The sequence below is a fragment of the Sporomusa malonica genome (assembly GCF_900176355.1).
Classification (GTDB): domain Bacteria; phylum Bacillota; class Negativicutes; order Sporomusales; family Sporomusaceae; genus Sporomusa; species Sporomusa malonica.
In genome coordinates this window covers 12,200-35,974 of sequence record NZ_FWXI01000029.1, presented here as the reverse complement: position 1 = coordinate 35,974, position 23,775 = coordinate 12,200, and the positions used below count along the sequence as shown (strand labels likewise).

Annotated in this window: 22 protein-coding genes; 18 read left to right on the top strand and 4 right to left on the bottom strand. The window is 45.7% G+C overall.

What is annotated here, in order from left to right; all coding sequences use genetic code 11:
- Positions 1–230: 230 nt before the first annotated feature.
- The 8 genes from B9A22_RS22425 (at position 231) to B9A22_RS22390 (ending at position 9,326) form a co-directional block, all read left to right on the top strand.
- On the top strand, positions 231–1,397 hold the full coding sequence (locus B9A22_RS22425) for a M20 family metallopeptidase (RefSeq protein WP_084578179.1): 1,167 nt from the start codon (positions 231–233) through the stop codon (positions 1,395–1,397).
- Between the two features lie 62 nt (positions 1,398–1,459).
- A complete protein-coding gene (locus tag B9A22_RS22420) occupies positions 1,460–2,119 on the top strand; it encodes a nucleoside recognition domain-containing protein (RefSeq protein WP_084578178.1) in 660 nt (219 codons plus the stop codon).
- Positions 2,112–2,621, top strand: coding sequence for a nucleoside recognition domain-containing protein (locus B9A22_RS22415; protein WP_139796345.1), 510 nt, complete (start codon positions 2,112–2,114; stop codon positions 2,619–2,621). Before B9A22_RS22420 ends, B9A22_RS22415 begins: the two co-directional genes overlap by 8 nt.
- Before the next feature lie 112 nt (positions 2,622–2,733).
- Positions 2,734–6,243 carry a pyruvate:ferredoxin (flavodoxin) oxidoreductase gene (nifJ, locus tag B9A22_RS22410; protein ID WP_084578177.1) on the top strand — a complete coding sequence of 1,170 codons (3,510 nt, stop codon included), beginning with the start codon at positions 2,734–2,736 and terminating at the stop codon, positions 6,241–6,243.
- Between the two features lie 49 nt (positions 6,244–6,292).
- Positions 6,293–6,670, top strand: coding sequence for a RidA family protein (locus B9A22_RS22405; protein ID WP_084578176.1), 378 nt, complete (start codon positions 6,293–6,295; stop codon positions 6,668–6,670).
- A gap of 158 nt (positions 6,671–6,828) precedes the next feature.
- Positions 6,829–7,680, top strand: a complete 852-nt coding sequence (locus tag B9A22_RS26445) for a methyl-accepting chemotaxis protein (RefSeq protein WP_084578175.1) — start codon at positions 6,829–6,831, stop codon at positions 7,678–7,680.
- Between the two features lie 14 nt (positions 7,681–7,694).
- Entirely contained in the window at positions 7,695–8,861 is a 1,167-nt protein-coding gene (locus tag B9A22_RS22395; protein ID WP_084578174.1) for a M20 family metallopeptidase, read from the top strand.
- Between the two features lie 228 nt (positions 8,862–9,089).
- Complete coding sequence (locus B9A22_RS22390; RefSeq protein WP_084578173.1) at positions 9,090–9,326, top strand: hypothetical protein; 237 nt, start codon at positions 9,090–9,092, stop codon at positions 9,324–9,326.
- A gap of 530 nt (positions 9,327–9,856) precedes the next feature.
- Here B9A22_RS22390 and B9A22_RS22385 read toward each other — a convergent pair.
- Positions 9,857–10,084: a DUF1450 domain-containing protein gene (locus B9A22_RS22385; RefSeq protein ID WP_084578172.1), complete on the bottom strand. Its 228-nt coding sequence runs from the start codon at positions 10,082–10,084 to the stop codon at positions 9,857–9,859.
- A 186-nt stretch (positions 10,085–10,270) separates the two neighbouring features.
- On the opposite strand from B9A22_RS22385, the gene B9A22_RS22380 reads away from it, so the two are divergent.
- The 5 genes from B9A22_RS22380 to gltA all read left to right on the top strand — a co-directional run bounded on the left by B9A22_RS22380 (position 10,271) and on the right by gltA (position 14,772).
- The gene (locus B9A22_RS22380) at positions 10,271–10,666 is read left to right on the top strand and encodes a carboxymuconolactone decarboxylase family protein (RefSeq protein WP_176215653.1); all 396 of its coding nucleotides are present in this window, start codon (positions 10,271–10,273) and stop codon (positions 10,664–10,666) included.
- Positions 10,667–10,720: 54 nt separating this feature from the next.
- Complete coding sequence (locus B9A22_RS22375) at positions 10,721–11,689, top strand: DUF1858 domain-containing protein (protein WP_084578170.1); 969 nt, start codon at positions 10,721–10,723, stop codon at positions 11,687–11,689.
- 27 nt (positions 11,690–11,716) lie between these two features.
- Positions 11,717–12,385 (top strand): hypothetical protein, encoded by a 669-nt coding sequence (locus B9A22_RS22370; protein ID WP_084578169.1) that lies wholly within the window; start codon positions 11,717–11,719, stop codon positions 12,383–12,385.
- Between the two features lie 117 nt (positions 12,386–12,502).
- Positions 12,503–13,381 carry a sulfide/dihydroorotate dehydrogenase-like FAD/NAD-binding protein gene (locus tag B9A22_RS22365; protein ID WP_084578168.1) on the top strand — a complete coding sequence of 293 codons (879 nt, stop codon included), beginning with the start codon at positions 12,503–12,505 and terminating at the stop codon, positions 13,379–13,381.
- Positions 13,381–14,772, top strand: a complete 1,392-nt coding sequence (gltA, locus tag B9A22_RS22360) for an NADPH-dependent glutamate synthase (protein WP_084578167.1) — start codon at positions 13,381–13,383, stop codon at positions 14,770–14,772. Before B9A22_RS22365 ends, gltA begins: the two co-directional genes overlap by 1 nt.
- Positions 14,773–14,799: 27 nt before the next feature.
- Here the strand turns inward: gltA and B9A22_RS22355 are convergent, their stop codons facing one another.
- Both B9A22_RS22355 and B9A22_RS22350 read right to left on the bottom strand, forming a co-directional pair.
- On the bottom strand, positions 14,800–15,246 hold the full coding sequence (locus B9A22_RS22355; RefSeq protein ID WP_084578166.1) for a bleomycin resistance protein: 447 nt from the start codon (positions 15,244–15,246) through the stop codon (positions 14,800–14,802).
- Positions 15,247–15,294: 48 nt separating this feature from the next.
- A complete protein-coding gene (locus B9A22_RS22350; protein WP_084578165.1) occupies positions 15,295–15,984 on the bottom strand; it encodes a heparan-alpha-glucosaminide N-acetyltransferase in 690 nt (229 codons plus the stop codon).
- 188 nt (positions 15,985–16,172) lie between these two features.
- Between B9A22_RS22350 and B9A22_RS22345 the strand changes: the two genes are divergently transcribed.
- From B9A22_RS22345 to B9A22_RS22330, 4 genes are all read left to right on the top strand, one after another.
- Positions 16,173–16,520: an EamA family transporter gene (locus tag B9A22_RS22345; protein ID WP_245824106.1), complete on the top strand. Its 348-nt coding sequence runs from the start codon at positions 16,173–16,175 to the stop codon at positions 16,518–16,520.
- Between the two features lie 109 nt (positions 16,521–16,629).
- Complete coding sequence (locus tag B9A22_RS22340) at positions 16,630–17,259, top strand: DUF47 domain-containing protein (RefSeq protein WP_084578163.1); 630 nt, start codon at positions 16,630–16,632, stop codon at positions 17,257–17,259.
- A complete protein-coding gene (locus B9A22_RS22335) occupies positions 17,252–18,244 on the top strand; it encodes an inorganic phosphate transporter (protein ID WP_084578162.1) in 993 nt (330 codons plus the stop codon). The genes B9A22_RS22340 and B9A22_RS22335 overlap by 8 nt, the downstream gene beginning before the upstream one ends.
- A gap of 153 nt (positions 18,245–18,397) precedes the next feature.
- A complete protein-coding gene (locus B9A22_RS22330) occupies positions 18,398–18,823 on the top strand; it encodes a helix-turn-helix domain-containing protein (protein WP_084578161.1) in 426 nt (141 codons plus the stop codon).
- Between the two features lie 91 nt (positions 18,824–18,914).
- Here B9A22_RS22330 and B9A22_RS22325 read toward each other — a convergent pair whose 3' ends face one another.
- Positions 18,915–19,826, bottom strand: a complete 912-nt coding sequence (locus tag B9A22_RS22325) for a LysR family transcriptional regulator (protein WP_084578160.1) — start codon at positions 19,824–19,826, stop codon at positions 18,915–18,917.
- A 112-nt stretch (positions 19,827–19,938) separates the two neighbouring features.
- Between B9A22_RS22325 and B9A22_RS22320 the strand changes: the two genes are divergently transcribed.
- Positions 19,939–23,718, top strand: coding sequence for a phosphoribosylformylglycinamidine synthase (locus B9A22_RS22320; RefSeq protein ID WP_084578197.1), 3,780 nt, complete (start codon positions 19,939–19,941; stop codon positions 23,716–23,718).
- Positions 23,719–23,775: the final 57 nt, after the last annotated feature.

The following is a 23,775-nucleotide window of genomic DNA, read 5'->3' as shown; positions in this document are numbered from 1 at the left end:
TTAATGATAGCTATCGGTATTTACGGGTAAAGAAAAAATTTGAGGTATAAAGCAAAGGTGCTTTAAATGGGGAATATTGGAAAAGCTCTTCATTTAAAGCACTTTTTGCAACTGTGCAATTAACAGAATAAATAATAACTTTTAAATATTAATACTTAACTGGCGGTTTCCACATTGGAACTTAAATAAAAGTTCCAAGTCTAATATATATAACAGGAGGAAAGTCAAAAATGAATGACAAAAAACAAAAAGCATTTCAGTTTGTGGACGAGCATCGTGACGAAATGGTATCGCTATGGAAAGAAGTTGTTTCGATGGAGAGCGGTCCCCACGAAAAAGCGGGAATTAACCTGGTTGCCGCTCATTTTAAAAAGATACTTGAGGCTGAAGGCGCAAGTTCCCGTATGGTCGAGTTCGAAAAAGCCGGCAGTATGCTGATTGCAGAGATTGACAAAAACCCTGCTAGGCCAGGCGTAATTTTTATGGGGCATATGGATACGGCTTGTCCTGCAGGGGCCATCATTGAGCGACCTTTTACCATCAAGGATGGCAAGGCTTACGGGCCAGGCGTTCTCGACATGAAGGGCGGGATTGTATCGGCTCTTTATGCGATAAAAGCATTGAATGCTGCAGGCTATGACTCGCGCTCAATTAAAGTTCTTTTGGCTGGGGATGAAGAGGTTTTACACGCCCATTCTACTGCGCCTGACATATTTATTGAAGAAGCAAGAGGGTATGCGGCGGCTTTTAATGTGGAGACAGGCTTTGTTGATGACGGGATTGTTGTCGGGCGTAAGGGTGTAGCTCGGATCATGATGGAGGTAAAAGGGGTTGCCGCACATGCGGGCAATGATCCGGAAAACGGACGGAGCGCGATTTTAGAAATGGCGCACAAAATTATTGCCGTTCAAAACCTGACTGACTGGGAGAAGGGCATCAGCTTTAATGTAGGGGTAATGCAAGGCGGGACGACATCAACTGCTGTTCCTGATTATGCAAAAATATATATCGATGTTCGCTATAAGGACCCTGATGATCTGCCGGAGATTATTAAACAGATTGAAGGCGTTGCGGAAAAAATCTATATTGCAGGGACAACTGCCAGTGTTGTTTTCATGGATGGCATAAAGCCAATGAAAACAACCGAGGGGGTCAAACAATTATTTGAGATAGTGAAAAAAGCCTATGAAGAAAACGGCTTTGGAACGCCTTATGCAAAATCGGTGGGCGGGGGCTCTGATTCGGCTTACACAGTATTGGCTGGAGTGCCAACAGTATGTGCGATGGGAGTAAAAGGCGGACGCAATCACAGTCCGGAGGAATATGCCATTGTTGAAAGCCTGTTTGAAAGAGCTAAGCTAATGGTTGCCTGCGTGCTTAAACTAGACAGCAACTAGTTAGCGGTATGGAAGCAAGTAATTTAGTGTTTAAATATTTAAAATTATGAGGAGGAGAGTACATGGCAGAGCAAAGTCAGGAAAAGTACCAAGTAACCTGGAAAGGGTGGTTAGCTTTAATCATTTTGATTATTTCTTTCTCCGGTGTATTTGCGAAGATGGATGGTCCTTTGAGAGCGCTGGATTTTCAGGTGCTTACGGGAAGCTTCGGGCAAGTATCCAAGGGTGTAATCTTTACAGGCAAAGGAGGCACCGGGGCGCGTGATGGTTTCATGTTTGCTTTGACCCTTTTTCCGACACTGATGTTTGCGTTAGGATGCATTCAAGTTGCCGAGTCACTTGGTGCTTTGCGGGCGGCTGAAGTATTGTTTCGTCCGATTCTCCAGCCTTTTATGGGAATTCCGGGTGCAAGCGGGCTGGCTTTCGTCAGCAGCTTTACCAGTTCTGATGTGGCGGCAGTCATGACTAAGGAGCTAGCGGAAGAAAAAATGATGACAGAAGAAGAACGGGCAATATTTGTCGCTTACCAGTATGCCGGCTCCGCCCCGGTTACCAATACCTTCGGTACCGGAGCCGCCCTGCTGCCAATCAGCGTCTTGCCGGTGGGGATTATTATCGGATTGATCTTTATTGTTAAAGTCATGGGCGCCAATCTGGTTCGCTTATATCTAAAATGGCAGGCATCAAAAAACAGGGTAGAAGGGAGCGGGGCAAATGGCTAATCAGAGTGCCACAGGAATGGACCTGCAGAAAGTTAAGCCTAGTGTAGTAGAAGAATTTGTGGCAGGAGCTAAAAAAGGTTTTTATATTGGTGCCGAAATGATTGCTCCGGCCATGGTTCTAGCGTATGTACTCATTCAGTTTTTGGATATCACCGGGCTGATGCAGAGTGTCGGTAAAATACTTCAGCCAGTAATGGCCATATTTGGTCTGCCGGGTGAGGCTGTATTTGCTCTGGTTGCCGCATTCTTTGCCAAAGCTGCAGGTTGTGCCACCGCGGCTACCCTGTATTCTAAAGGTGCGATAACTGCTGCTCAGGCGACAATCCTGTTTCCCGCGTGCGTAACCATGGGAACGCTGATTGGTCACTTTGTGCGGATTGTAATCGTATCAAATGTCAATAAGAAATGGCATTCGCTGTTAATCTGTGTTCCGCTTGTAGATGCTGCGGTTGTTATGCTGTTGACCAGACTGGTACTGAATGTTATGGGGCTAAACGGATAATTTTGACAGGGAAGCTGAGGGGGCAGAATTGTGACAGACAAGCCTGCCTCCTTGGTTTTGTAAGAGCGGGAAATATGTACTTAAATTTACGATAAGAGGATTGAAGCAGAATATGAAAAGAACTATGAAGACTATGGACGGTAATACGGCAGCAGCATACATATCCTATGCATTTACAGATGTTGCAGCCATTTTTCCCATTACTCCGTCGTCAAATATGGCGGAAAGTGTGGATGAATGGGCATCTCAAGGCAAGAAAAATCTTTTTGGTCAGACGGTTGAGGTTGTAGAAATGCAGTCAGAAGGCGGCGCTGCCGGAGCTGTCCACGGTTCGCTGCATGCCGGCGCATTGACGACTACCTATACCGCCTCTCAGGGGCTTTTGCTAATGATCCCTAATATGTATAAAATAGCCGGTGAACTATTGCCAGGCGTATTTCATGTCAGTGCCAGAGTAGTGGGGGCCAATGCCATCAGTATATTTGGTGATCATTCTGACGTTATGGCAACAAGGCAGACCGGTTTTGCCTTATTGGCTGAAAGCAGTGTTCAGCAAGTAATGGATTTGTCGGCTGTAGCGCATTTGTCAGCAATCAAAGGCCGTGTTCCGTTTCTCAACTTCTTTGATGGATTTAGAACCTCACATGAAGTGCAAAAAATTGAAGTTCTTGAATACGAGGAGTTGGATAAGCTGCTAGACCGGGAGGCTGTCGATGCCTTTAGAAAGCGGGCGCTTAACCCGGATCATCCACTGACTAAAGGTACCGTGCAGGGCATTGATATTCATTTCCAGCAAAGAGAAGTGTCAAACCGTTTTTATCAGGATATTCCCGCAATCGTAGAAGGCTATATGGCCGAAGTTAGTAAACTGACCGGCAGGGAGTATCATCTCTTCAATTATTATGGTGCGCCTGATGCCGAGCGAATGATTATTGCCATGGGTTCTATGTGTGAAACCATTGAAGAAGTGGTAGATTATCTAAATGCACAGGGCGAAAAAGTAGGCTTATTGACAGTACATCTCTACCGGCCATTTTCTTTGGAACATTTCTTTAAATACATTCCTGCTACTGTGCAAAAAATTGCCGTACTGGATAGAACCAAGGAAATGGGATCATTAGCAGAACCACTTTATCTGGATGTCAAGCATGCATTTTATGGTAAAGCCTGGCAGCCTGTTATTGTTGGCGGACGGTGCGGGGTTGGCGGTAAAGACGTAATCCCAAGTCATATTCAGGGTGTTTTTGAAAATCTTAAAGCCGGCAGCCCCAGGGACAACTTTACTGTCGGTATCATTGATGATGTTAATCATACTTCCCTGCCCTGCGGTGAAGACATTGATACCACTGCCGCAGGCACAAAGGCCTGCAAATTTTGGGGAATTGGCTCAGATGGCACAGTAGGTGCCAATAAAAATGCCATTAAGATTATTGGCGATCACACCGATATGTATGCCCAGGCTTACTTTGCCTATGATGCCAAAAAGTCCGGCGGTGTTACTATATCTCACTTGCGGTTTGGCAAAAAGCCGATAAAATCGCCGTATCTTATTAATAAGGCTGATTTTATTGCTTGCCACAATCAGTCCTATGTGCATAACTACAATGTTTTGGAAGGCTTGAAACCAGGTGGCAGCTTCCTGCTGAATTGCCAGTGGGATGAAGCCACGCTGGAACAAAATCTGCCGGCTGCGATGAAACGGTATATTGCAGACAATAATATTCAGATGTATATCATTGATGCTGTAAGGATTGCCCAAGATATTGGCCTCGGCGGCAGAATCAACATGATTATGCAGGCGGCGTTTTTCAAAATTGCCGGGATTATTCCGGAAGAAGAAGCCATAAAGTACCTAAAAGAAGCTATTCTAAAATCCTATGGCAAAAAAGGTGAAAAAGTCGTTGCCATGAACAATACAGCCGTAGACCAAGGGATAAACGCTATTGTGAAGGTCAATATTCCTGCTACTTGGCAAGATGCTGCTCAGGAAACCGAAACCAGCAGTAAAGAAGTTCCGGCATTTATTAAAAATATCTTAATTCCGATGAATCGGCAAGAAGGCGACAAATTACCGGTTAGTGCCTTTATTGGCTTGGAAGACGGTTCGTATCCTATGGGAACAGCTGCCTATGAAAAGCGGGGCATCGCGATTGATGTGCCTGAGTGGCAAGCCGAACAATGTATTCAATGTAATCAGTGCGCCTATGTCTGTCCGCATGCAGCGATCAGGCCGGTATTGCTTACCGGAAAGGAAAGGCAGGAGGCCCCGGCAGGCTTTATTACCAAACCTTGCAACGGGCAGAAAGAGTTGCATTTTGCGATGGCAGTTTCACCATACGATTGCACCGGCTGCGGCAACTGCGCCCAAATTTGTCCGGCGAAAGAAAAAGCATTGGCAATGAAACCATTGGCTACACAATTACAGCAAGCGCCGTTTTGGGATTATGCGATGACAATTACTCCGAAAGCCAATCCGCTGAGCATCTTCACGGTAAAAGGCAGCCAGTTTGAACAGCCGCTCTTAGAATTCTCCGGGGCCTGCGCCGGCTGCGGCGAAACGCCCTATGCCAAGCTAGTGACACAATTATTTGGCGACCGGATGATGGTGGCCAATGCCACTGGCTGCTCATCGGTTTGGGCCGACAGCGTCCCCTCTATGCCGTATACTACCAACCATCGTGGTCATGGACCGGCGTGGGGGAACTCCTTGTTTGAGGATAATGCCGAATATGGTTTAGGGATGATGATGGCTGGAAAGCAGCTTAGAAAACAAGTGGCTCTGGCGATTGAAAAGGCCGCTAAACTGGATTGTGGAGAAGAATTCAGAGCCGCGTGTGAAAGTTGGTTAGCCTGTAAGGATAAGGGTGAAGGCACAAGAGATCGTGCAGATCAATTGATTACGCTGTTAGAACAAGTAAAGGGCAGTGATGTGCTGCTCAATGAAATCTATAACAACAAAGACTTTCTGGTTAAACGCTCACAATGGATTTTTGGCGGGGACGGGTGGGCTTATGATATCGGATTTGGCGGCTTGGATCATGTACTGGCTTCTGGTGAAGACGTCAATGTGCTGGTATTTGATACCGAAGTATACTCCAACACCGGCGGTCAGTCTTCCAAGGCTACCCCAACCGCTGCTATTGCTAAATTTGCGGCTAGTGGCAAAAAGACCAAGAAGAAAGATCTTGGCATGATAGCCATGAGTTATGGCTACGTCTATGTAGCGCAAATTTCCATGGGGGCAGATAAAAACCAAACCCTCAAAGCCATTGCTGAGGCTGAAGCGTATCCGGGCCCATCGTTGATTATCGCCTATGCTCCCTGTATCAATCACGGGATGAAAGTGGGCATGGGGTGCAGCCAATTGGAGGCAAAACGTGCGGTTGACAGCGGCTATTGGGCGATGTATCGTTATAATCCCGAGCTCAAGGCTAGCGGCGAAAATCCTTTCAAGCTGGATTCAAAAGAGCCAACGATGAACTTTAAAGAATTTTTACTGGGCGAAGTGCGTTATTCGGCCCTGAAACAACAATTTCCCGATATGGCAGAGGCGTTATTTGAAAAAACCGAGCAAGATGCCAAAGAAAGATTGGAAAACTATAGGATGCTGGCTAAACAATAAGGGGAAATAACCCAAGAGATGGCAGCAAGAAATTAGGAGGAATTACTCTATGAAAAGCGTTGTTAATACCGATCAAGCTCCCGCAGCAATAGGACCTTACTCGCAGGCAATCAAAGCAGGCAGCTTCCTGTTTATTTCCGGTCAAATTCCTGTTGATCCCGTTACTGGAATTGTAGTATCCGGTGGTGTTGCGGCCCAGACTAAACAGGTTTTAGATAATATTACAGCAATTTTAAAATGCGAAAATCTAAATTTGGGGAATGTCGTAAAAACTACCGTATTCCTTACAGACATGAATGATTTTCAAACAGTAAACCAAGTGTATGGAGAATATTTTTCACAGGATGCTCCGGCCAGGGGTTGCGTCCAGGTAGCCAGGCTGCCTAAAGACGTCTCAGTTGAAATTGAGGCTATTGCTTATCTATAATTCTAAGAATGATTGCATTGGTAATTATTTTATAAGCTAAGCAGAGTATTCTTACCTTGAAAGCGGGTGACGGGGTGGGTTAGCCCGCTTTCTTCACCTGCAAGCCTAACAGATAATCAAGGGATTATGCTAGAGGCTCTTAGCTGAGGAGGATACAATTGGATAAAGCTATTGCCGATAAAATTGTGGATTTTATTTTTCAAGAAACAGAACTAAGTGCGGTTATCTGTGACCATGAAGGGATCATTGTTGCAGCTAAAGATCTTTCAAGAGTGGGCAAAGTTCACAGTGGCTCGCAAAAGGTACTTACCGAGAAAATCGAGCATCGAATTGTAACCGCTGAAGACGAGCAGCGTTCGGGTGGGACTGTTAAAATGGGTGTCCATCTGCCTATCGTGTATAAAAACCAGTGGGTTGGCAGCTTTGGTATAGGCGGCGACCCTATCTATTCAAAACCTATCGCCAAGATTGCCACAGGTCTTTTTCGGTGGGAGCTGCAGGCGGCGGAAAATAAGGAAATGCTGCTTGAGCAAGCACAGCAAGTTAACGATTCGATTACAACTATCGCAGCCACTATTGAGGAACTGAACGCTTCCCAGGAGGATCTGGCTGCTACCATGCATGATGTCGCCAATTTATCTGACCGTGTGTCAGTTAATGTCAATAATACCGATACGGTTATATCAACTATTCGGCAGATAGCCAGTCAGACGAATCTGCTCGGTCTTAATGCCGCTATTGAGGCCGCCAGAGTTGGTGAGCAAGGCAGAGGGTTTGCTGTCGTAGCCGAAGAGGTTCGCAAACTCTCCGACCAGAGTCATCATTCCGCCAAAGATATTCAGGCTACCCTCCAGGAGTTAAAGTCGTCGATGGAAATGGTTATTAATCATACTCAGCAAACCGCAGGTATTACCAAAGAGCAAGCCAAGGCGACTGAATCCATCACCGAAAGGGTGATTACATTAAAGTATGTTGGCCAAAAATTGCTTTCCATGGCAAAAGATGAATAGAATAGGAGGATCACATGAATAGTCAGAAGGAGCAAGCTTTCCAATTTATTAATGAACACCGGGATGAAATGTTGACGTTATGGCAGGAGCTTGTCAACATGGAAAGCGGATCACAGAATAAACCGGGAATTGATGCTGTTGCAAGCAAAATTCAGCAAGTGTTGGCAAGCGAAGGGGCAGTGACTCGGATCATTGAAATGGAGCAGGCCGGAAACATGCTAATCGGTGAGATTGGTGCTGATAGAAAAGAAGCGAAAGTGTTGTTCCTTGGTCATATGGATACCGTTTTTCCAGTGGGGACTGTTGCCAACCGGCCATTTACCATCCGTGACGGTGTCGCTTATGGGCCGGGTGTCCTCGATATGAAGGGCGGGATTGTGGTTGCACTTTATGCTATGAAGGCGCTGCAGGCAACCCGATACAACACACGGCCGCTAAAGATGATTCTGGCCGGTGATGAAGAGGTGGCCCACGTGAAATCTAATGCGGCTGAGACGTTTATGGCAGAAGCGCGGGGCGCGGCGGCTGCGTTTAACTTTGAAACAGGGTTTACCGATGACGCGATCGTTGTCGGAAGAAAGGGAACGGCTCTATTTGAGCTGGAAGTTAAAGGTGTTGCTGTACACGCCGGCAACGAGCCCGAAAACGGACGGAGTGCCATTCTGGAAGTAGCCTATAAAGTAATCGATATTCAGAATTTGACAAACTGGGAGACAGGTACAACGTTTAACGTAGGTGTGATTGAGGGCGGAACAGTACCAAACGCAGTGCCAGGGCAGGCGAAAATCGTCGTGGATGTCCGGTATCTTGATCCTGCATTATTGCCGGAAATTCGCCGGCAAATGAAGGAAGTAGCTGCTAAAATATATGTCCAGGGAACAACTACCACGATTGCTGAGATTCCTGGTATAGCCCCGATGAAAAGAACGCCATGCGGTGATGAACTTTTTTCTATCGTCAAAAAGACCTATGAGGAAATGGAGCTAGGTATTCCCTATGCAAAACTGGTCGGCGGCGGGGCAGATTCGGCTTACAGCGTAATGGCCGGCGTACCCACTGTTTGCGCCATGGGGGTTAAGGGCGGTAGAAATCATAGCCCGGAAGAATTCGCTATTGTGGAAAGCCTGTTTGAGCGGGCCAAACTATTAGCTGCATGTATAATCAATTTGGATGTAAAATAGATAAGCATTTGTATGGCCTATTGTAATAAAACAGTAGGTCTTTTTTATCAAAAATTAACCCTGCTGTTGGCTTAATGAATCTTCAATAGAAAAAGAGACCGTTAGCCCGAACCCAGGCCTTTACGGTATCAAGTGCAGAACTTGTCCGGTTAATGTCGTTTTTTAATACAACCATCAAGCAGATATGATATAATTAACATAACGTAAGTATTATAAGGAGGGCTGTCTATGAGAAGGGAGACCTTTATCCGTATTTTGACTGCGATAAAGCTGGTTTCGAATAATGTAAGTGTGGTAGAGAATTTTAATAATAAGGCACTTGTAACCGTTCGAGTTCCCGAAATAGCAGGGGATTCTCCTAAACAGTTCCGGTCATTACGAAAAGTACTTTCTTATTGTTCCTATTTTAGTGTAAGAGCTGAAGCGGGTGAGCTTGTTGTTACCTTGGAGTTTAATTGGATGTAAAGATAAATAGTTTGTTTTCAGGCGCCCTTCAGGGCGCTTTTCCTATCTGTTAGTACAACTGCAAACTTGTCTGACTGATAGATTGTTAAATTACTTTGAATAGATAGGATATTTGATTGCTAGTGAAAAGATAAAGTGAATAAAGTGAGATACAAAAAAGGAAATTACTTCCATATGTAGAATAATAAAGGAAAAATATGGAAGGTGATTGCTTTGAGGATTGTGAAAGTTGCACCGGTATTCCCTATTCCCAAATCGAACTTACGAGATAAGCATACTGAAAATGAAAACAATCTAAGAAAAAGGTCGGAAACGTCTTTTAAAAGCTTGCTGGAAAAGGAATTGCAATGTAACACTGCAAAACTTTCAACTGGGTTATTTACCGGGCAGCATACAAAGATATGGTAGCTATTTAAGAGTCCGACCAATTGCTTCAAATTAAGCTCTTGCCTTCGAGGTATTGAAGTGATGATTGCTATAGATAGACCAAGAAGCCAGCTACTTATCAAAGGTAGCTGGCTTCGCTTTACTTATTCATTAAGCAAGTTTTGAATCTCTTCAAATAGGTAGTGGGTTGTGTCCCCGGTCACTAAGTTGTCGTTAACTTTAGCAATATAGGTTTCGGCACAGTCGCCGCATTCGCCCAAACAAGGTTCTACTGATATCTCAACTTTTTTTAATTCAGTCCGGCATTTTTCAACAAGCTCATCCATACCCTCGTGTTTCAGATTATTTTCACAGAACTGTATTGTGTGCATATTTCTTTGCCTCCTCCAGCTTTTTCGAAGTTTAGTTTTGGCCTGTTAACGGTAAACTATGTAAAGATATTTTGCCCCTTTTTACGTGTGACGAAAATCACACCAGATTGTGATGCCTGCCAATGAATGGGAGGAAGACTTATAATACAATGTACTCAAGAGATAAGGGTGAAGGAGACAAAAGCAATGGCTAACTTTGATAAGCAGCAAATGATTGCCGAGTTTAAAAAACAGTTTGGATTTGTGCCTCCCTGTAGTATGGGTGCAGGTGATTTGGGCGAAGATATGCAGAAAATCATTAGCGAGTATCACCACATAATCTGGGGCGAGGGTGTTATTCCCTTAAAATATCGTTACCTTATTGCATTAGCGACCGCGATTTATGGCGATGACGATGTACGTGCCAAGCTGGAACTCTTGAAAGCATTAAACCACGGCGCTACTCGCGAAGAAATCATCGAGGTGTTTCGCCAACAGGTATGGATGAAAGGCGCTCACACTATTGTCAAACTCAGCCCGCTGATCAAATTCATGGATACAATTTATAAAGCACAACATGATGGTGAATCTAGCGGTCATTAATAACCACGGCTATTTCAGTGAAAAATAAATTGAGAATATTGAGGAGGTGGCAGCATGCTGCCCAAAGGAGCAAACCTGCAAAAAATTAGGGACGGAAAACGTACTTATGCCATAACCCCGCATCTGCCTGGTGGCTTTATCAAACCTGAGGTAATGCAAAAATACGTAGATGTTACTAAGAAATACGGTGGTACCATGAAGCTGACATCGGCTCAGCGTATCATGATTACTGGACTTAAGGCCGAAGATATTGAAAACATCTGGGAAGATCTCGGGATGACGCCGGCACTTGGCTTTGCCAACTGTGTGCGCAGTGTTAAGATTTGCCCAGGGATCGCTTTTTGTAAACGCGGCAAGCAAGACAGCATTAAGCTTGGCCTGGAACTTGACAAGCGTTATATCAAAAAAGAAATGCCGAGCCGTATCAAAATGGGGGTGTCGGCTTGTCCGAACTCCTGTGGCGAATCGGTAGTTAAAGACATTGGGGTCATTGGTACTGACGAGGGCTGGGATGTCTATGCCGGCGGCAGCGCCGGTTCCCATCCCCGCTTAGCTGATAAAATCATTACAAGCCTTGATTATGATGATACCTTGCGGATGGTGGACATCATTATGCGTTATTACCAAAAGCATGCTGATATTGAGCGCATTGGGCAGTTTATTGAACGCATCGGCTTAGAAAAATTTAAAACCGATGTTTTGGCCGAGTTTTATGGTGAAAAGAGCGCCGCAACTGAGCCTAAAGTGCCACAATCTGAGGCTAGTGAGAAAATTGTGCCAGTCCCGGGCGGTTTGACTGAAGGTGACCTGGTTTTTGGCGATCCCATCACAGCCGACAGTGTTATCAGCGATATTATCCGGGTTTATCCGCAGACTGTCCCAGTATTCCGATCCTTCGGTATGGGTTGCCTTGGCTGCCCGTCTTCGGCTGGCGAGCCTGTTCGGCAAGCGGCAGAAATCCACGGCTTGAACTTAACTGAACTACTGGCTGCACTGAATAAAGTCGTTCCGGCTAATAGCTAGCCAATAATTTAAAGGGGGAAATTTATTATGAGTGCCTTTTTAGCGCCTATCCACTACTGGTTATACAATAAAATCCGCCATGTTATCGAACGTGAGCAGAAGATTTTCGAAGGGGCTGACAGCTTGTGCGGCGGCACTGCTGAGGAAGCCCGCTCCCAGGCCTGGCAAAGCTATGGTGAGCCGCTGCCTGACGCTGACTTAACAGAACACATTGACCAGAGCAATATCCATGGCTGGCTGCAGCGGCAGATTAATGTGGCTGAAAGCCGGGAAGCGGCCTTTATCCAGGCGCTTGTTGACAATTGCGGGGATGCCGCCATTGATGTAACCCAAGAGGCTTTTAGGGAACATGGTGCTCACTGTGCCCGCCATGCCGATGCTCAGGGTAAGTACGAAACCTCCACCGCGACAGGTATCTATAAAGCCATAAATGACTATTATCTCAACGGCATGCCTTGTGATCAGGCGGACACTGTGATTGAAAGTACACCTGACAAAATGGTCTGGGAAAGCGAGGTTTGTCTACAGGAACCCAACTGGAAACGGGTTGGGGCTGATGGCAAGATGATGAAAAACCTCTACAATGAATGGCTTACCGCCTTTGTCAGTATTCTTAATCCGGGATTTGTCTTTCGGCAAATCGCTGATTCTAAGGCAGGCGGCACTACTAATAAATATGAAATTACCCGGGTGTAACCCCGGAGCCGCAGTTGTATCTGCGGCTTTTTTCTGTTCCCAAACTTGGTTATATGTGATATAATTCTCATGCTGAATTTTTGTCGCATAATGTCGAAGCAGGAAAGGGAGATTAAGATGTACAAAATAGTCGAGAAACGGAAATTGGCGCCGCAAATTTATTTAATGGATGTAGAAGCTCCCCGTGTAGCTAAATCGGCCAGACCGGGTCAGTTTGTCATTGTCAAAATGAATGAAAAAGGCGAAAGAATTCCTTTAACTATTTGTGATTATGATGCTGACCGGGGAACGGTTACAATTGTTTTCCAGACATTAGGTCAGTCGACAGTAGAGATGGCTGGCTATGAGGTCGGTGACTATTTCACTGATTTTGCCGGACCGCTTGGTGAAGCCTCTGAATTTATCTATGAGGATATTGCTGAATTAAAACAAGAGCGCCTTGTTTTTGTGGCTGGCGGCGTGGGCACTGCGCCGGTGTATCCGCAAGTAAAATGGCTGCAGCAGCAGGGTGTTCAAGTTGACGTAATTATTGGTGCGCGCTCCCAAGATTTTGTCATTCTCGAAGAAGAAATGAAGGCTTTGGGTGCTAATGTATATGTTACCACCGATGATGGCTCCTATAGCCGTAAAGGTTTGGTGACAGATGTGCTAAAAGGACTTATTGATGGCGGTGCTGCCTATGATCATGTGATCGCTATTGGCCCAATGATTATGATGAAGTTTGTAGCCAAGCTGACAAAAGGATATAACATAAAGACAACGATCAGTTTAAACCCTATCATGGTAGATGGGACTGGCATGTGCGGTGCCTGCCGTGTTTCTGTCGGCGATGAAATTAAATTTGCCTGTGTTGACGGCCCTGAGTTTGATGGCCATTTAGTCGATTTTGACGAAGCCATGCGCCGCCAGGCTATGTACAAAACCGAAGAAGGCCGGTATAAGCTTGAAGCCGAAAAAGGAAGCCATACTGGCGGATGCTGCGGGGGTAAACAATAATGAGTAAAGCAGCGAGAATACCAGTACGGGAACAGTGTGCTAAAGCACGGGTTACTAATTTTGATGAAGTGTGCCTGGGCTATTCGCTGGAAGAAGCGATTGCCGAGGCCGCGCGGTGTTTGAATTGTAAAAATGCAAAATGTGTGGGCGATTGCCCAGTAGCTATAGATATTCCAGCCTTTATCAGCCATGTTAAAAAAGGCGAAATTACCGAGGCGGCTAAAGTGATCGCTAAGGCGAGCGCCCTGCCTGCCGTGTGTGGTCGTGTTTGTCCACAGGAAAGCCAGTGTGAGGGCAAATGTATTGTGGGCATTAAAGGCGAGGCTGTAGCCATCGGTAAATTAGAACGGTTTGTAGCCGATTGGGCCCGGGAAAACCAAGTAGATACGGCTGAAGTAGAGCCGAAAAACGGCAGAAAAGTGGCTGTTATCGGCAGCGGCCCGGCAGGCTTAACCTGCGCTGGCGAGCTCGCCCGTAAAGGCTATGAAATCACAGTATTTGAGGCGTTGCATGAACCAGGCGGAGTACTGGTATATGGTATCCCTGAGTTTCGCCTGCCTAAAGAAACAGTGGTAAAAACCGAGATTGAAAACCTCAAGAAAATGGGTGTCAAGATCGAGACTAATGTGATTATCGGGAAAACGGTTACTATTGATGAACTGTTAAACGAAGAGGGCTTTGACGCTGTATTTATCGGATCAGGTGCCGGTCTGCCTAAGTTCATGGGCATTTCGGGAGAAAACGCCAATGGCGTTTTCTCGGCCAACGAGTTTTTGACCCGTAATAACCTGATGAAGGCCTTTAAGGAAGAATATTCGACCCCTATCAAAGTGGGAAAAAGGGTAGCTGTAGTTGGCGGCGGCAATGTAGCCATGGATGCGGCCAGAACTGCCGCCCGCCTTGGTGCCGAAACGCACATTGTCTACCGTCGCTCAGAAGCCGAGCTGCCGGCCCGTGTCGAGGAAGTACATCATGCCAAGGAAGAAGGCATTATCTTTGATGTGTTGACCAATCCGACTGAGATTTTAGTGGACGACAAAGGCTGGGTTACGGGTTTAAAATGCATTAAAATGGAGTTAGGTGAAGCTGATGCCTCAGGCCGGAGAAAGCCTGTCGAAGTGGCTAACTCCGAGTTTGTCATGGAAGTAGACACTGTGATCATGTCACTCGGCACTTCGCCAAATCCGCTCATTTCCTCGACCACCCAAGGCCTTGAAATCAACAAGTGGCAGTGCATTGTAGCTGATGAAGAAACCGGCCTCACCAGCCGTGAGCGCGTCTACGCGGGCGGTGACGCTGTAACCGGTGCAGCCACGGTAATCCTGGCCATGGGCGCAGGCAAAAAAGCTGCTGCTGCGATTAATGAAATGCTTATGGGTGCCAAGCAATAAATCACAGACCGATATTCAAAAAGGTTGTCAGGGCGAAATCCTGACAACCTTTTTAGACTCAACATATTCTTTTACTCCTGAATTTTGAGCAAATCTTAATAGATAACCATCTGGATCCATAATTAAAAATTCTTTCTGTCCAATCAATGTATTATCTGCTCTATACCAATTCTCTTGCAGCTCAATTTTAATTGGATAGTCATATGTTTTTATATTTTTGTATAATTGATCTATATTATCTACTACTATTTGAAAGTTGATTCCTCTACCAAAAGGATACGATAAAACTCCAGTCTGCCAATATCCATTTATTTCTTCAATCATAATTTGAGAATCATTTAGTGATAATAAGGCGAACTTATCATTTTTTCGTTCGTACTCTAACTTGAATGAAACAATATTTAAGTAGAAGTAAAGACTTTTATTGATATCTGAAACAGATAATTCTGGTATTAACGCATTAAGTTTAAACACAAAAATCCCTCGTTTATATCGTAATATCCTGCGGTTGTGTATTTCACTCTATGGGTTTACTATATACAGGATTGCGAGTATGATTGGCTGATGCATAAGATAAATGAGTAGTGACCGGCGGCCGAGCGAGCTTAGCCAACAAACAAGGCGATAAGAAGCGGCTGACGGCCACAGTGGACGGTTTTGCGAATAGAGTAGCTTGCCTGCTGCCATGCCAAAGAGCACTAGACCCAACCATGGAAACAGTGGATAGTAGTCAAGCGAGGCAAAGCTGGGTGGTTTGATACCGAAAGGTACTAGGCAGGCTGTTGCTGCTGTTATCTGGGAGAACTCATTGCCAATGACAATAACTGCCGTACCAATAAGGCTGAGCAGTAGTGCACTGCACCGGCTAACAAGGGGGGCAGCAAGCATACCGATGCCCAGTAGGTGCAGAATGCCAAACCGGATATATACAGCAGGACTATAGGCATAGGTTGCTGCAGTAATGAGAAGCCCTATGGCAAACACGGTAAGCCCACGCCGAACCGGATTACGGCTGAGTATACTACTTATGCCTGATACCAACATGAACAGCACGGCTGCGGCTTTGCCCTGGTAGTACCAAAAACCATCCAGATAATCAAGCGGCCAGTTATAATAAAAAGCCAAGTCAAATACTGTATGGAAAACGATCATTAAAAGTATTGCAATTCCCCGGAAAAAATCTATTTCAACAAGCCGGGCAGTCTCTGGCAACGTTGATTCCCTCCTTTGTGATGGTAGGGTAAACCATTCTACATTAACAATAAATGACAATTAGGTTGTCGTCAAGTAAACAGTGAAGATTTGGGTAACAACTGGAAGGAATACCGCAGTGAAAAGGGAATATACTACCAGAGACAGGTCTTGGCTCGCTTAGCCAGGGCCTTTAACAGGGCGGTGCTATGATGAAAGATATCTATATTATCCTATTGTCGGTTCTTATTGGCGCTGTTGGACAAATCGCCTTCAAGTACGGAGCTACACATATTCCGGATACTGGCACTTTCCTGGAGAAGGTTATAGCCGCCTGGCCGATTACAGCAGGATTGGCCCTTTATGGTGTGAGTACCTTGCTTTGGATTTATGCTTTGCGTACCGTCGAACTAAGCTACGCCTACCCGTTGATTAGCCTGGGATATGTATTGGTGTTTCTTGCTTCATACTTTCTATTTCATGAGACCATTGGACCGCTCAGGGTAGGTGGCTTGATCTTAATCTTAAGTGGCATTGTACTGGTCGCTAAATCATAATAACTAGTACTAAATTAACCGAATCTTAACATTAATTTACATTTAGTTAACAAAAGTAGAGAGGATATGCTATAATCAGTTTGAATCCGACAAATTGAGGAGGCTAGGTATGGGATTTGGCTTAAAGCCCCGCGAAGAGAAGTTTTATGGTTATCTTCTGGAAAATACTCAACTAATTCGGGAAGCAGCCGATGTCTTACAAGAGGCATTAAACAAAGAAGGTGACTTGTTTGAGTTAATGGCCCAAATTGACGTGCTTGAGAAGAAAGCTGACGTCAATACGGCTAAGATTGTTGGCTTGCTGCACAAAAGTTTTATTACTCCGCTTGACCGTGAAGACATCTATGCCATTGCCCACAAACTTGATGATGTGATTGACTGTATGCAAGGCACCATCGAGCGAATGGGTTTATATAATGCTGGCGCGGCGTCTGAAGGTGCCAAAGAGCTTGGCGAACTTGTGGGTAAAAGTGCCAAGCAGATTGACAAAGCATTTAGTCATTTGCCTGAGATCAGGAAACAGAAAGACAAGTTGGAAGAACGCTGTGCCCGGATTATCGAACATGAGTCTCAAGGGGACAAGGTATACCGCCAAGAAATGGCCAAGCTGTTTAGAGAGTGTAATGATCCGATTGAGATCATTAAATGGAAAGAAATCCTGCTTCATTTAGAAGAGACGCTTGATATCTGCGAAGATATCGCCAATTTGTTAAAGGGAGTCATCGTGAAATATGCCTGATTTGACGCTGGTCTATGTTGTGGTATTTTTCGCGCTGGCGTTTGATTATATTAATGGCTTTCATGATACTGCCAACGCAATTGCCACTTCGGTATCCACCCGGGCGCTAGAGCCGCAGTATGCCGTTATGCTGGCCGCAATTCTTAATTTTGCCGGGGCACTCTACAGTACAGGGGTAGCAAAGACTATTGGCGGCGATCTTGTTAAGGCTGCTTCTTTGGTTAACCAGCCTGTGATTATTTCGGCCTTATTCGGTGCTATTGTCTGGAATCTGATTACTTGGTGGCTTGGTATTCCGAGCAGTTCCTCGCATGCCCTTGTCGGCGGAGTATTAGGAGCTGTCATCGTCGGTGCAGGGTTTGATGCCATTAACCTTGCCGGTGTGAAAAAGATTGTTCTCTCGCTTGTACTGTCACCGCTCATTGCCATGGCAGGTGGATATATTATCATGATTGCCATGATGTGGATTTTTGGTAGGCAAGAGCCGGGGAAACTCAATGCCGGGTTCAAGAAAATGCAGCTCTTATCTGCCAGTATGATGTCCTTCTCGCATGGCTCCAATGATGCGCAAAAAGCCATGGGGATTATCACATTAGCACTGCTCAGTTCAGGGCAAATCCCGTCATTGGAAGTCCCTCTCTGGGTTAAATTATCTTGCGCGATTGCTATGGGCCTGGGAACGGCAGCAGGTGGCTGGAAGATTATCAAGACTATGGGCGGTAGGATATTTAAGCTTGAACCCATTAACGGTTTTGCTGCTGATTTGAACTCAGCGCTTGTTATTTTTGCAGCCACCAATCTACATCTGCCAGTCAGTACTACTCACGTAGTATCTGGTTCAATCATGGGGGTTGGCTCCGCTAAACGTATTTCGGCTGTACGATGGGGTGTAGCTAAGCAAATGCTGTTTGCCTGGATATTGACTATTCCATTTAGCGCAGCAACAAGTGCCCTAATGTATAAATTTTTAGCTTTGTTTTTATAAATCCAGGGTCTTAAGTCCTGAAAAATATAGGTATTATGACTTAGGAAATGCAGGAATTTAATGCTTTAACCCCGAATATCTCGCTTTTGGTAAGAGTCTGAGTGACATGGCAGTCTGGTAGCGAATCGTTAGAAAAGGCGGGGTTAAGGAAAAATGAGCCTTGGATACTGCTCAGAGTGCGGCGGTCTTTCTAGTATTGATATTGGGGGGCTCTGCCCTGCCTGCCATAAACAGGAAATGGGCGAAGCAGACCGGGTATTTGACTACCTGCGGCGATGTCACGGCAGCGTGTCTGTTGACCAGATTGCAGCGGTAACAGGTGTAAGACGCCCAACAGTCATGAAAATGCTGAAGCGGGGCTGGTTTTTAGAAGAGTTTAGTGTCACTTACCCGTGTGAACAGTGTGGCTCGCTTATTGTAGATGGTCAGTTGTGTCCTTATTGTATCTGCGACATCAGACAGGAAATGAAGCGTATTGGCTGGTGGACTATGGGAAAAAAAGACGCTGATAGCGGGAGATTTACCCAAACTGGATTAAAGAAGCAGAACAAAGGCTTTTACAGCAAGACAAAGAAATAGTTAAACTAGCAGCTCCGGCGTACGCAGGGGCTGCTTCTTTATATACGAATTTATCCAATTTGACTACATAGGATGAGTCAATGGTGCTATTTCACAGTGTGTCTGTAATCAAATTGATAAATTTTTGGGCTGCAACCGGCAGCGGCACGGTGCTGTTTGTAATGGCGCCCAGATACCGTGGCGGAATCGCTTCTTTGAGCGTTAAGAGAAAGAGGTGTTCGCTCTCCAAATGAGCGGCAATATATTCTTTAGGCACGAAAGCGATGCCAAGTCCGATATATGCCAAATCGATGAGTAAATCAATACTTCCGAGTTCTATTTCGGGGGTTATGAATATGTCATAACTCTTTAAGATGGCGTCAAAATAGCTGCGGGTCACTGTGTTCTTTTCCAGAACGAGAATTGGATAGTTTTCTAAGTCCTTTAAGGAAAGAGTCAGTTGCTGAAGCTTACGGTAATCCTTGCCAGCTACAAAGACATCCTGGATTATATTTAATTTTGTGATAGTAAGTTTGGTATCACGTTCCCTTTGATGAATCGGTGACTCGTGGAGCAGGTTAACAAAACTGATATCTACCAGCCCTTTGCGAACAAGTTCAGTACAGACAGGCGAGGTTCGGTTAGTGATATTTATTTTAATATGGGGGTACTGCTTATTAAATTGTTTTAGATATGGCAGTAAATAATATCTGCAGAGGGTATCACTGGCGGCAATTCTAAGTTCACCCCTTGTCAGGGAATGAATGTCCTGGAGATTACGTTCGCCTGTCTTAATAAATTGATAGGCTTGTTCTATAAACGAAAATAGCATGGTTCCTTCCGGTGTCAATTTCACCTGTTTAGTAGTACGGGAGAATAGGCGGCTGTTAATTCTATCTTCCAATAAACGGATGGATTGACTGACGGCGGATTGGGATATGTGAAGTTGTGAGGAGGCTTCCGAAAAACTTAGCGTCTTGGCCACATGATAGAATACCTTATAGAGCTCAAAATTGATATCCATTTATAAGTACTCCTTATTAGTTAAATAATTAATATTAATTTTTACGATTAATTATAATGTGCTACGATAGTCATGTAAAGTTTATTTACAGGGGGCGAATAGTTTGAACACAGTGAAAGATTCAGTACGCCGGATATTTGTAGAAAAGAAACCGGGATTTCAAGTAGAGGCGACAGGTATTTATTCAGATCTTAAAGAGAACTTAGGGATAAAAGGGCTAAGCGCAGTAAGAATGCTTCACCGCTATGACGTAGCTGGTTTGACTGACCAGGAATTTGCAGACGCCATTCATACCATCTTCTCTGAGCCGCCTGTAGATGTTATTTATCTTGAAAATGTTGATCTAGAAGCATCAAATCAGGTATTTGCTATAGAATACTTGCCAGGGCAGTACGACCAGAGAGCCGACTGGGCGGCACAGAGTATCCAAATTTTAACACAGCAAGAGCCGCCAACAGTAAACACCGCTAAAGTGCTGGTTCTTGAAGGCGATATTAATGAGCAAGAATTAATAAGAATTAAAAATTATTGTATTAATCCGGTTGAGGCAAGGGAGGCATCCCTGGCAAAACCGGAATCACTGAACATGTTAGGTGATGAGCCTAATGACGTAGCAGTGCTAAACGGTTTCACTACAAAGACCGAGCAAGAACTCATGGATTTTATGAATACCCAAGGGCTGTCTATGAGTTTTGAGGATTTGGCTTTTTGTCAGGAGTACTTCCGCGAGGCTGAGCGCCGGGACCCGACTATTACTGAGATAAAGGTAATTGATACGTATTGGTCAGACCATTGCCGGCATACGACGTTCCTAACCGAGATCCAGGATGTCACAATTGAGGAAGGCAAGTTTAATAATCCGGTCAAAGCTGCCTATGAAGAATATTTGAACTGCCGGGAATTTGTTTATGCCGACAAAGTGAAAGATGTCAGCCTTATGGATATCGCCACTGTTGCCATGAAAGAACTAAAAAAACGCGGCCAGCTTACTGATCTGGATGAGTCAGAGGAAATAAACGCCTGCAGTATTATTGTACAAGCCGATGTTGATGGCCAGAATGAAGATTGGCTTGTCATGTTTAAGAATGAGACACATAACCATCCGACCGAAATTGAGCCATTTGGCGGAGCAGCTACTTGTCTGGGCGGCTGTATCCGTGATCCACTGTCAGGGCGTTCCTACGTCTATCAGGCCATGCGTGTCACCGGTAGTGGCGATCCGCGCGCGCCGTTGGAAGCAACGCTCTCTGGCAAGCTGCCACAGCGTAAAATTACCACAAGTGCAGCAGCAGGATACAGCTCCTACGGTAACCAGATCGGCTTGGCAACAGGCCAGGTGACCGAAATCTATGATCAGGGGTATATTGCGAAACGGATGGAAATCGGGGCTGTCATGGCAGCTGCCCCGAAAAAAAACGTTGTGCGCGCTATTCCTGAGCCAGGCGATGTTGTTATTCTAGTAGGCGGTCGTACCGGGCGCGATGGCTGCGGTGGCGCAACAGGTTCCTCCAAAGCCCATACCGAAGAATCCCTGATGAGTTGTGGCGCTGAAGTCCAAAAAGGCAATCCTCCCACCGAACGTAAAATCCAGCGCTTGTTCCGGCATCCTGCCGTTAGTACCATGATTAAACGCTGCAACGATTTCGGCGCAGGTGGTGTGTCTGTGGCGATCGGCGAGCTTACTGACGGTCTGAATATTAACTTAGATGCTATCCCGAAAAAGTATGAAGGACTTGATGGCACAGAACTTGCTATCTCAGAATCGCAGGAACGAATGGCTGTAGTGGTAGCGGCGGAGAACGCCCGGGAATTTATTCGCTACGCCGATGCGGAAAATGTGGAAGCGACCATCGTAGCCAACGTGTCTGACGATAACCGGCTGAAGATGGTCTGGCGCGGTAAGTCTATTGTTAGCATTAGCCGCGATTTTTTAAACACTAACGGTGTCAAGCAGCACACGGCAGTACAAGTGACTGCGCCGGCAGATAACAGTTATTTCAAAGGGCTGCCCGGTCCGGGCCGGATTGAACCGCAGAATATTAAAGAAGCATGGCTTAATATGCTGCAAAACCTCAACATATGCAGTCAGAAAGGACTTGTTGAGCGATTTGACAGCAGTATTGGCGCAGGCACTGTGCTTATGCCGTTTGGTGGCAAGTACCAGGACACTCCAGCCGAAGGTATGGCTGCCAAACTGCCGGTATTGTCAGGTGATACCACAACAGGAACAATCATGACACATGGCTTTAATCCCGGCCTCTCGGCCTGGAGCCCATTCCACGGCGCCGTATATGCAATTATTGAGGCTGTTGCCAAGGTGGTGGCGTTAGGTGGTAATTTCCACACAATAAGGCTGACCCTGCAGGAGTATTTCGAAAAGCTGGACAAGGATAGCATTAAATGGGGCAAGCCCTTTAGCGCGCTGTTAGGTGCATTTTACGCCCAAAAACAGCTAGGCATCCCTGCTATCGGCGGCAAGGACAGCATGTCAGGTACTTTCAAAGAGATTGCTGTCCCCCCAACTCTGGTAGCATTTGCCGTAACAGCAGTGGACGTGCGGCATGTTATTTCGCAGGAGTTTAAACAGGCTGGCAGTAACGTTGTGGTAGTTCACGTTAAACGGGATGAACATGAACTGCCTGATTTCGCAGCCGTAACCATGGCCTATGACCGAGTTGGCCAACTCGTCCAGGCAGGCAGGGTTCTGGCTGCCTATACTGTCAAACTCGGCGGTCTGGCGGAAGCTGTCAGCAAAATGACATTCGGCAACCGCATCGGTATTGATTTAACTGCTAGAATTGGTGGAACTGCTCTGTTTGCGCCAGACTATGGCTCGCTTGTTTTGGAATTGCCTGCTGAAATAAAGCTGGAACATGAGCTTAACGGCATTGATTATACATTGATCGGTCAGACTATAGGTCTCCCTGTTATCCGCGTCAACGACGCAGAGATAACGCTTGACGAAGCTTTTGCCGTATGGGAACGGCCGCTGGAGAAAGTATTCCCTGTCCGGCCTGACCTGATTGAAGGTGAGCCACAGGGCTTTGCCTATTATACAAAACGAAACAGCCGCCGCCCGGCGGTAAGTATAGCCAAGCCCAAAGTCCTAATTCCGGTATTCCCTGGCACCAACTGTGAATATGATACAGCTAAAGCCTTTGAACAGGCTGGGGCCATTCCTGAAACACTGGTCATCCGTAACCTGACATCAAAGCAGATTGAAGAATCTATCGAGCTGTTAGCCAAGAAAATCGCGGACGCACAGATTGTCATGCTGCCTGGCGGGTTTAGTGCTGGGGATGAACCTGACGGCTCAGGTAAATTTATTGCCACCATGTTCCGCAATCCCCGGGTAAAAGAGGCCGTGACTGAGCTTTTACAGCATCGCGATGGTCTGATGCTAGGCATTTGCAATGGCTTCCAGGCACTCATTAAGCTGGGGCTGGTGCCATATGGCGAAATCCGTGATTTGACTGAGACCAGTCCGACACTGACCTTTAACAAAATTGGCCGGCATATTTCCTGTATGGTAAATACCAAGGTTGTATCAACCCTATCGCCCTGGCTGAACAACGCCGAGGCTGGTGAAGTATTTGTCATTCCAGCGTCCCATGGTGAAGGCCGGTTCTACGCTACAAATGATGAAATTTCCCGGTTGGCAGCGAACGGCCAGATTGCCACCCAGTATGTTGATTTTGACGGCCAGCCGACTTATGATGTCAAGTTTAACCCGAACGGCTCCTGCCACGCCATTGAAGCAATCACCAGTCCGGATGGACGGGTGCTGGGGAAAATGGGACATTCGGAACGCATTGGCAATAATGTAGCGATAAATATTCCTGGGTACAAAGATCAGCAATTATTTAATGCTGGTGTCAATTATTTTAAATAAAAACTGGAAGAAATAGCAGGGAAAAGCTCCCTCTGTGGCTAATTATTATTTACAATA

Excerpts from the sequence above, each read along its gene's own strand:
- B9A22_RS22425 (WP_084578179.1), top strand. The coding sequence starts at position 231 with ATGAATGACAAAAAACAAAAAGCATTTCAGTTTGTGGACGAGCATCGT.
- B9A22_RS22420 (WP_084578178.1), top strand. The coding sequence starts at position 1,460 with ATGGCAGAGCAAAGTCAGGAAAAGTACCAAGTAACCTGGAAAGGGTGG.
- B9A22_RS22415 (WP_139796345.1), top strand. The coding sequence starts at position 2,112 with ATGGCTAATCAGAGTGCCACAGGAATGGACCTGCAGAAAGTTAAGCCT.
- nifJ (WP_084578177.1), top strand. The coding sequence starts at position 2,734 with ATGAAAAGAACTATGAAGACTATGGACGGTAATACGGCAGCAGCATAC.
- B9A22_RS22405 (WP_084578176.1), top strand. The coding sequence starts at position 6,293 with ATGAAAAGCGTTGTTAATACCGATCAAGCTCCCGCAGCAATAGGACCT.
- B9A22_RS22395 (WP_084578174.1), top strand. The coding sequence starts at position 7,695 with ATGAATAGTCAGAAGGAGCAAGCTTTCCAATTTATTAATGAACACCGG.
- B9A22_RS22390 (WP_084578173.1), top strand. The coding sequence starts at position 9,090 with ATGAGAAGGGAGACCTTTATCCGTATTTTGACTGCGATAAAGCTGGTT.
- B9A22_RS22385 (WP_084578172.1), bottom strand. The coding sequence starts at position 10,084 with ATGCACACAATACAGTTCTGTGAAAATAATCTGAAACACGAGGGTATG.
- B9A22_RS22380 (WP_176215653.1), top strand. The coding sequence starts at position 10,271 with ATGGCTAACTTTGATAAGCAGCAAATGATTGCCGAGTTTAAAAAACAG.
- B9A22_RS22375 (WP_084578170.1), top strand. The coding sequence starts at position 10,721 with ATGCTGCCCAAAGGAGCAAACCTGCAAAAAATTAGGGACGGAAAACGT.
- B9A22_RS22370 (WP_084578169.1), top strand. The coding sequence starts at position 11,717 with ATGAGTGCCTTTTTAGCGCCTATCCACTACTGGTTATACAATAAAATC.
- B9A22_RS22365 (WP_084578168.1), top strand. The coding sequence starts at position 12,503 with ATGTACAAAATAGTCGAGAAACGGAAATTGGCGCCGCAAATTTATTTA.
- gltA (WP_084578167.1), top strand. The coding sequence starts at position 13,381 with ATGAGTAAAGCAGCGAGAATACCAGTACGGGAACAGTGTGCTAAAGCA.
- B9A22_RS22345 (WP_245824106.1), top strand. The coding sequence starts at position 16,173 with ATGATGAAAGATATCTATATTATCCTATTGTCGGTTCTTATTGGCGCT.
- B9A22_RS22340 (WP_084578163.1), top strand. The coding sequence starts at position 16,630 with ATGGGATTTGGCTTAAAGCCCCGCGAAGAGAAGTTTTATGGTTATCTT.
- B9A22_RS22335 (WP_084578162.1), top strand. The coding sequence starts at position 17,252 with ATGCCTGATTTGACGCTGGTCTATGTTGTGGTATTTTTCGCGCTGGCG.
- B9A22_RS22330 (WP_084578161.1), top strand. The coding sequence starts at position 18,398 with ATGAGCCTTGGATACTGCTCAGAGTGCGGCGGTCTTTCTAGTATTGAT.
- B9A22_RS22325 (WP_084578160.1), bottom strand. The coding sequence starts at position 19,826 with ATGGATATCAATTTTGAGCTCTATAAGGTATTCTATCATGTGGCCAAG.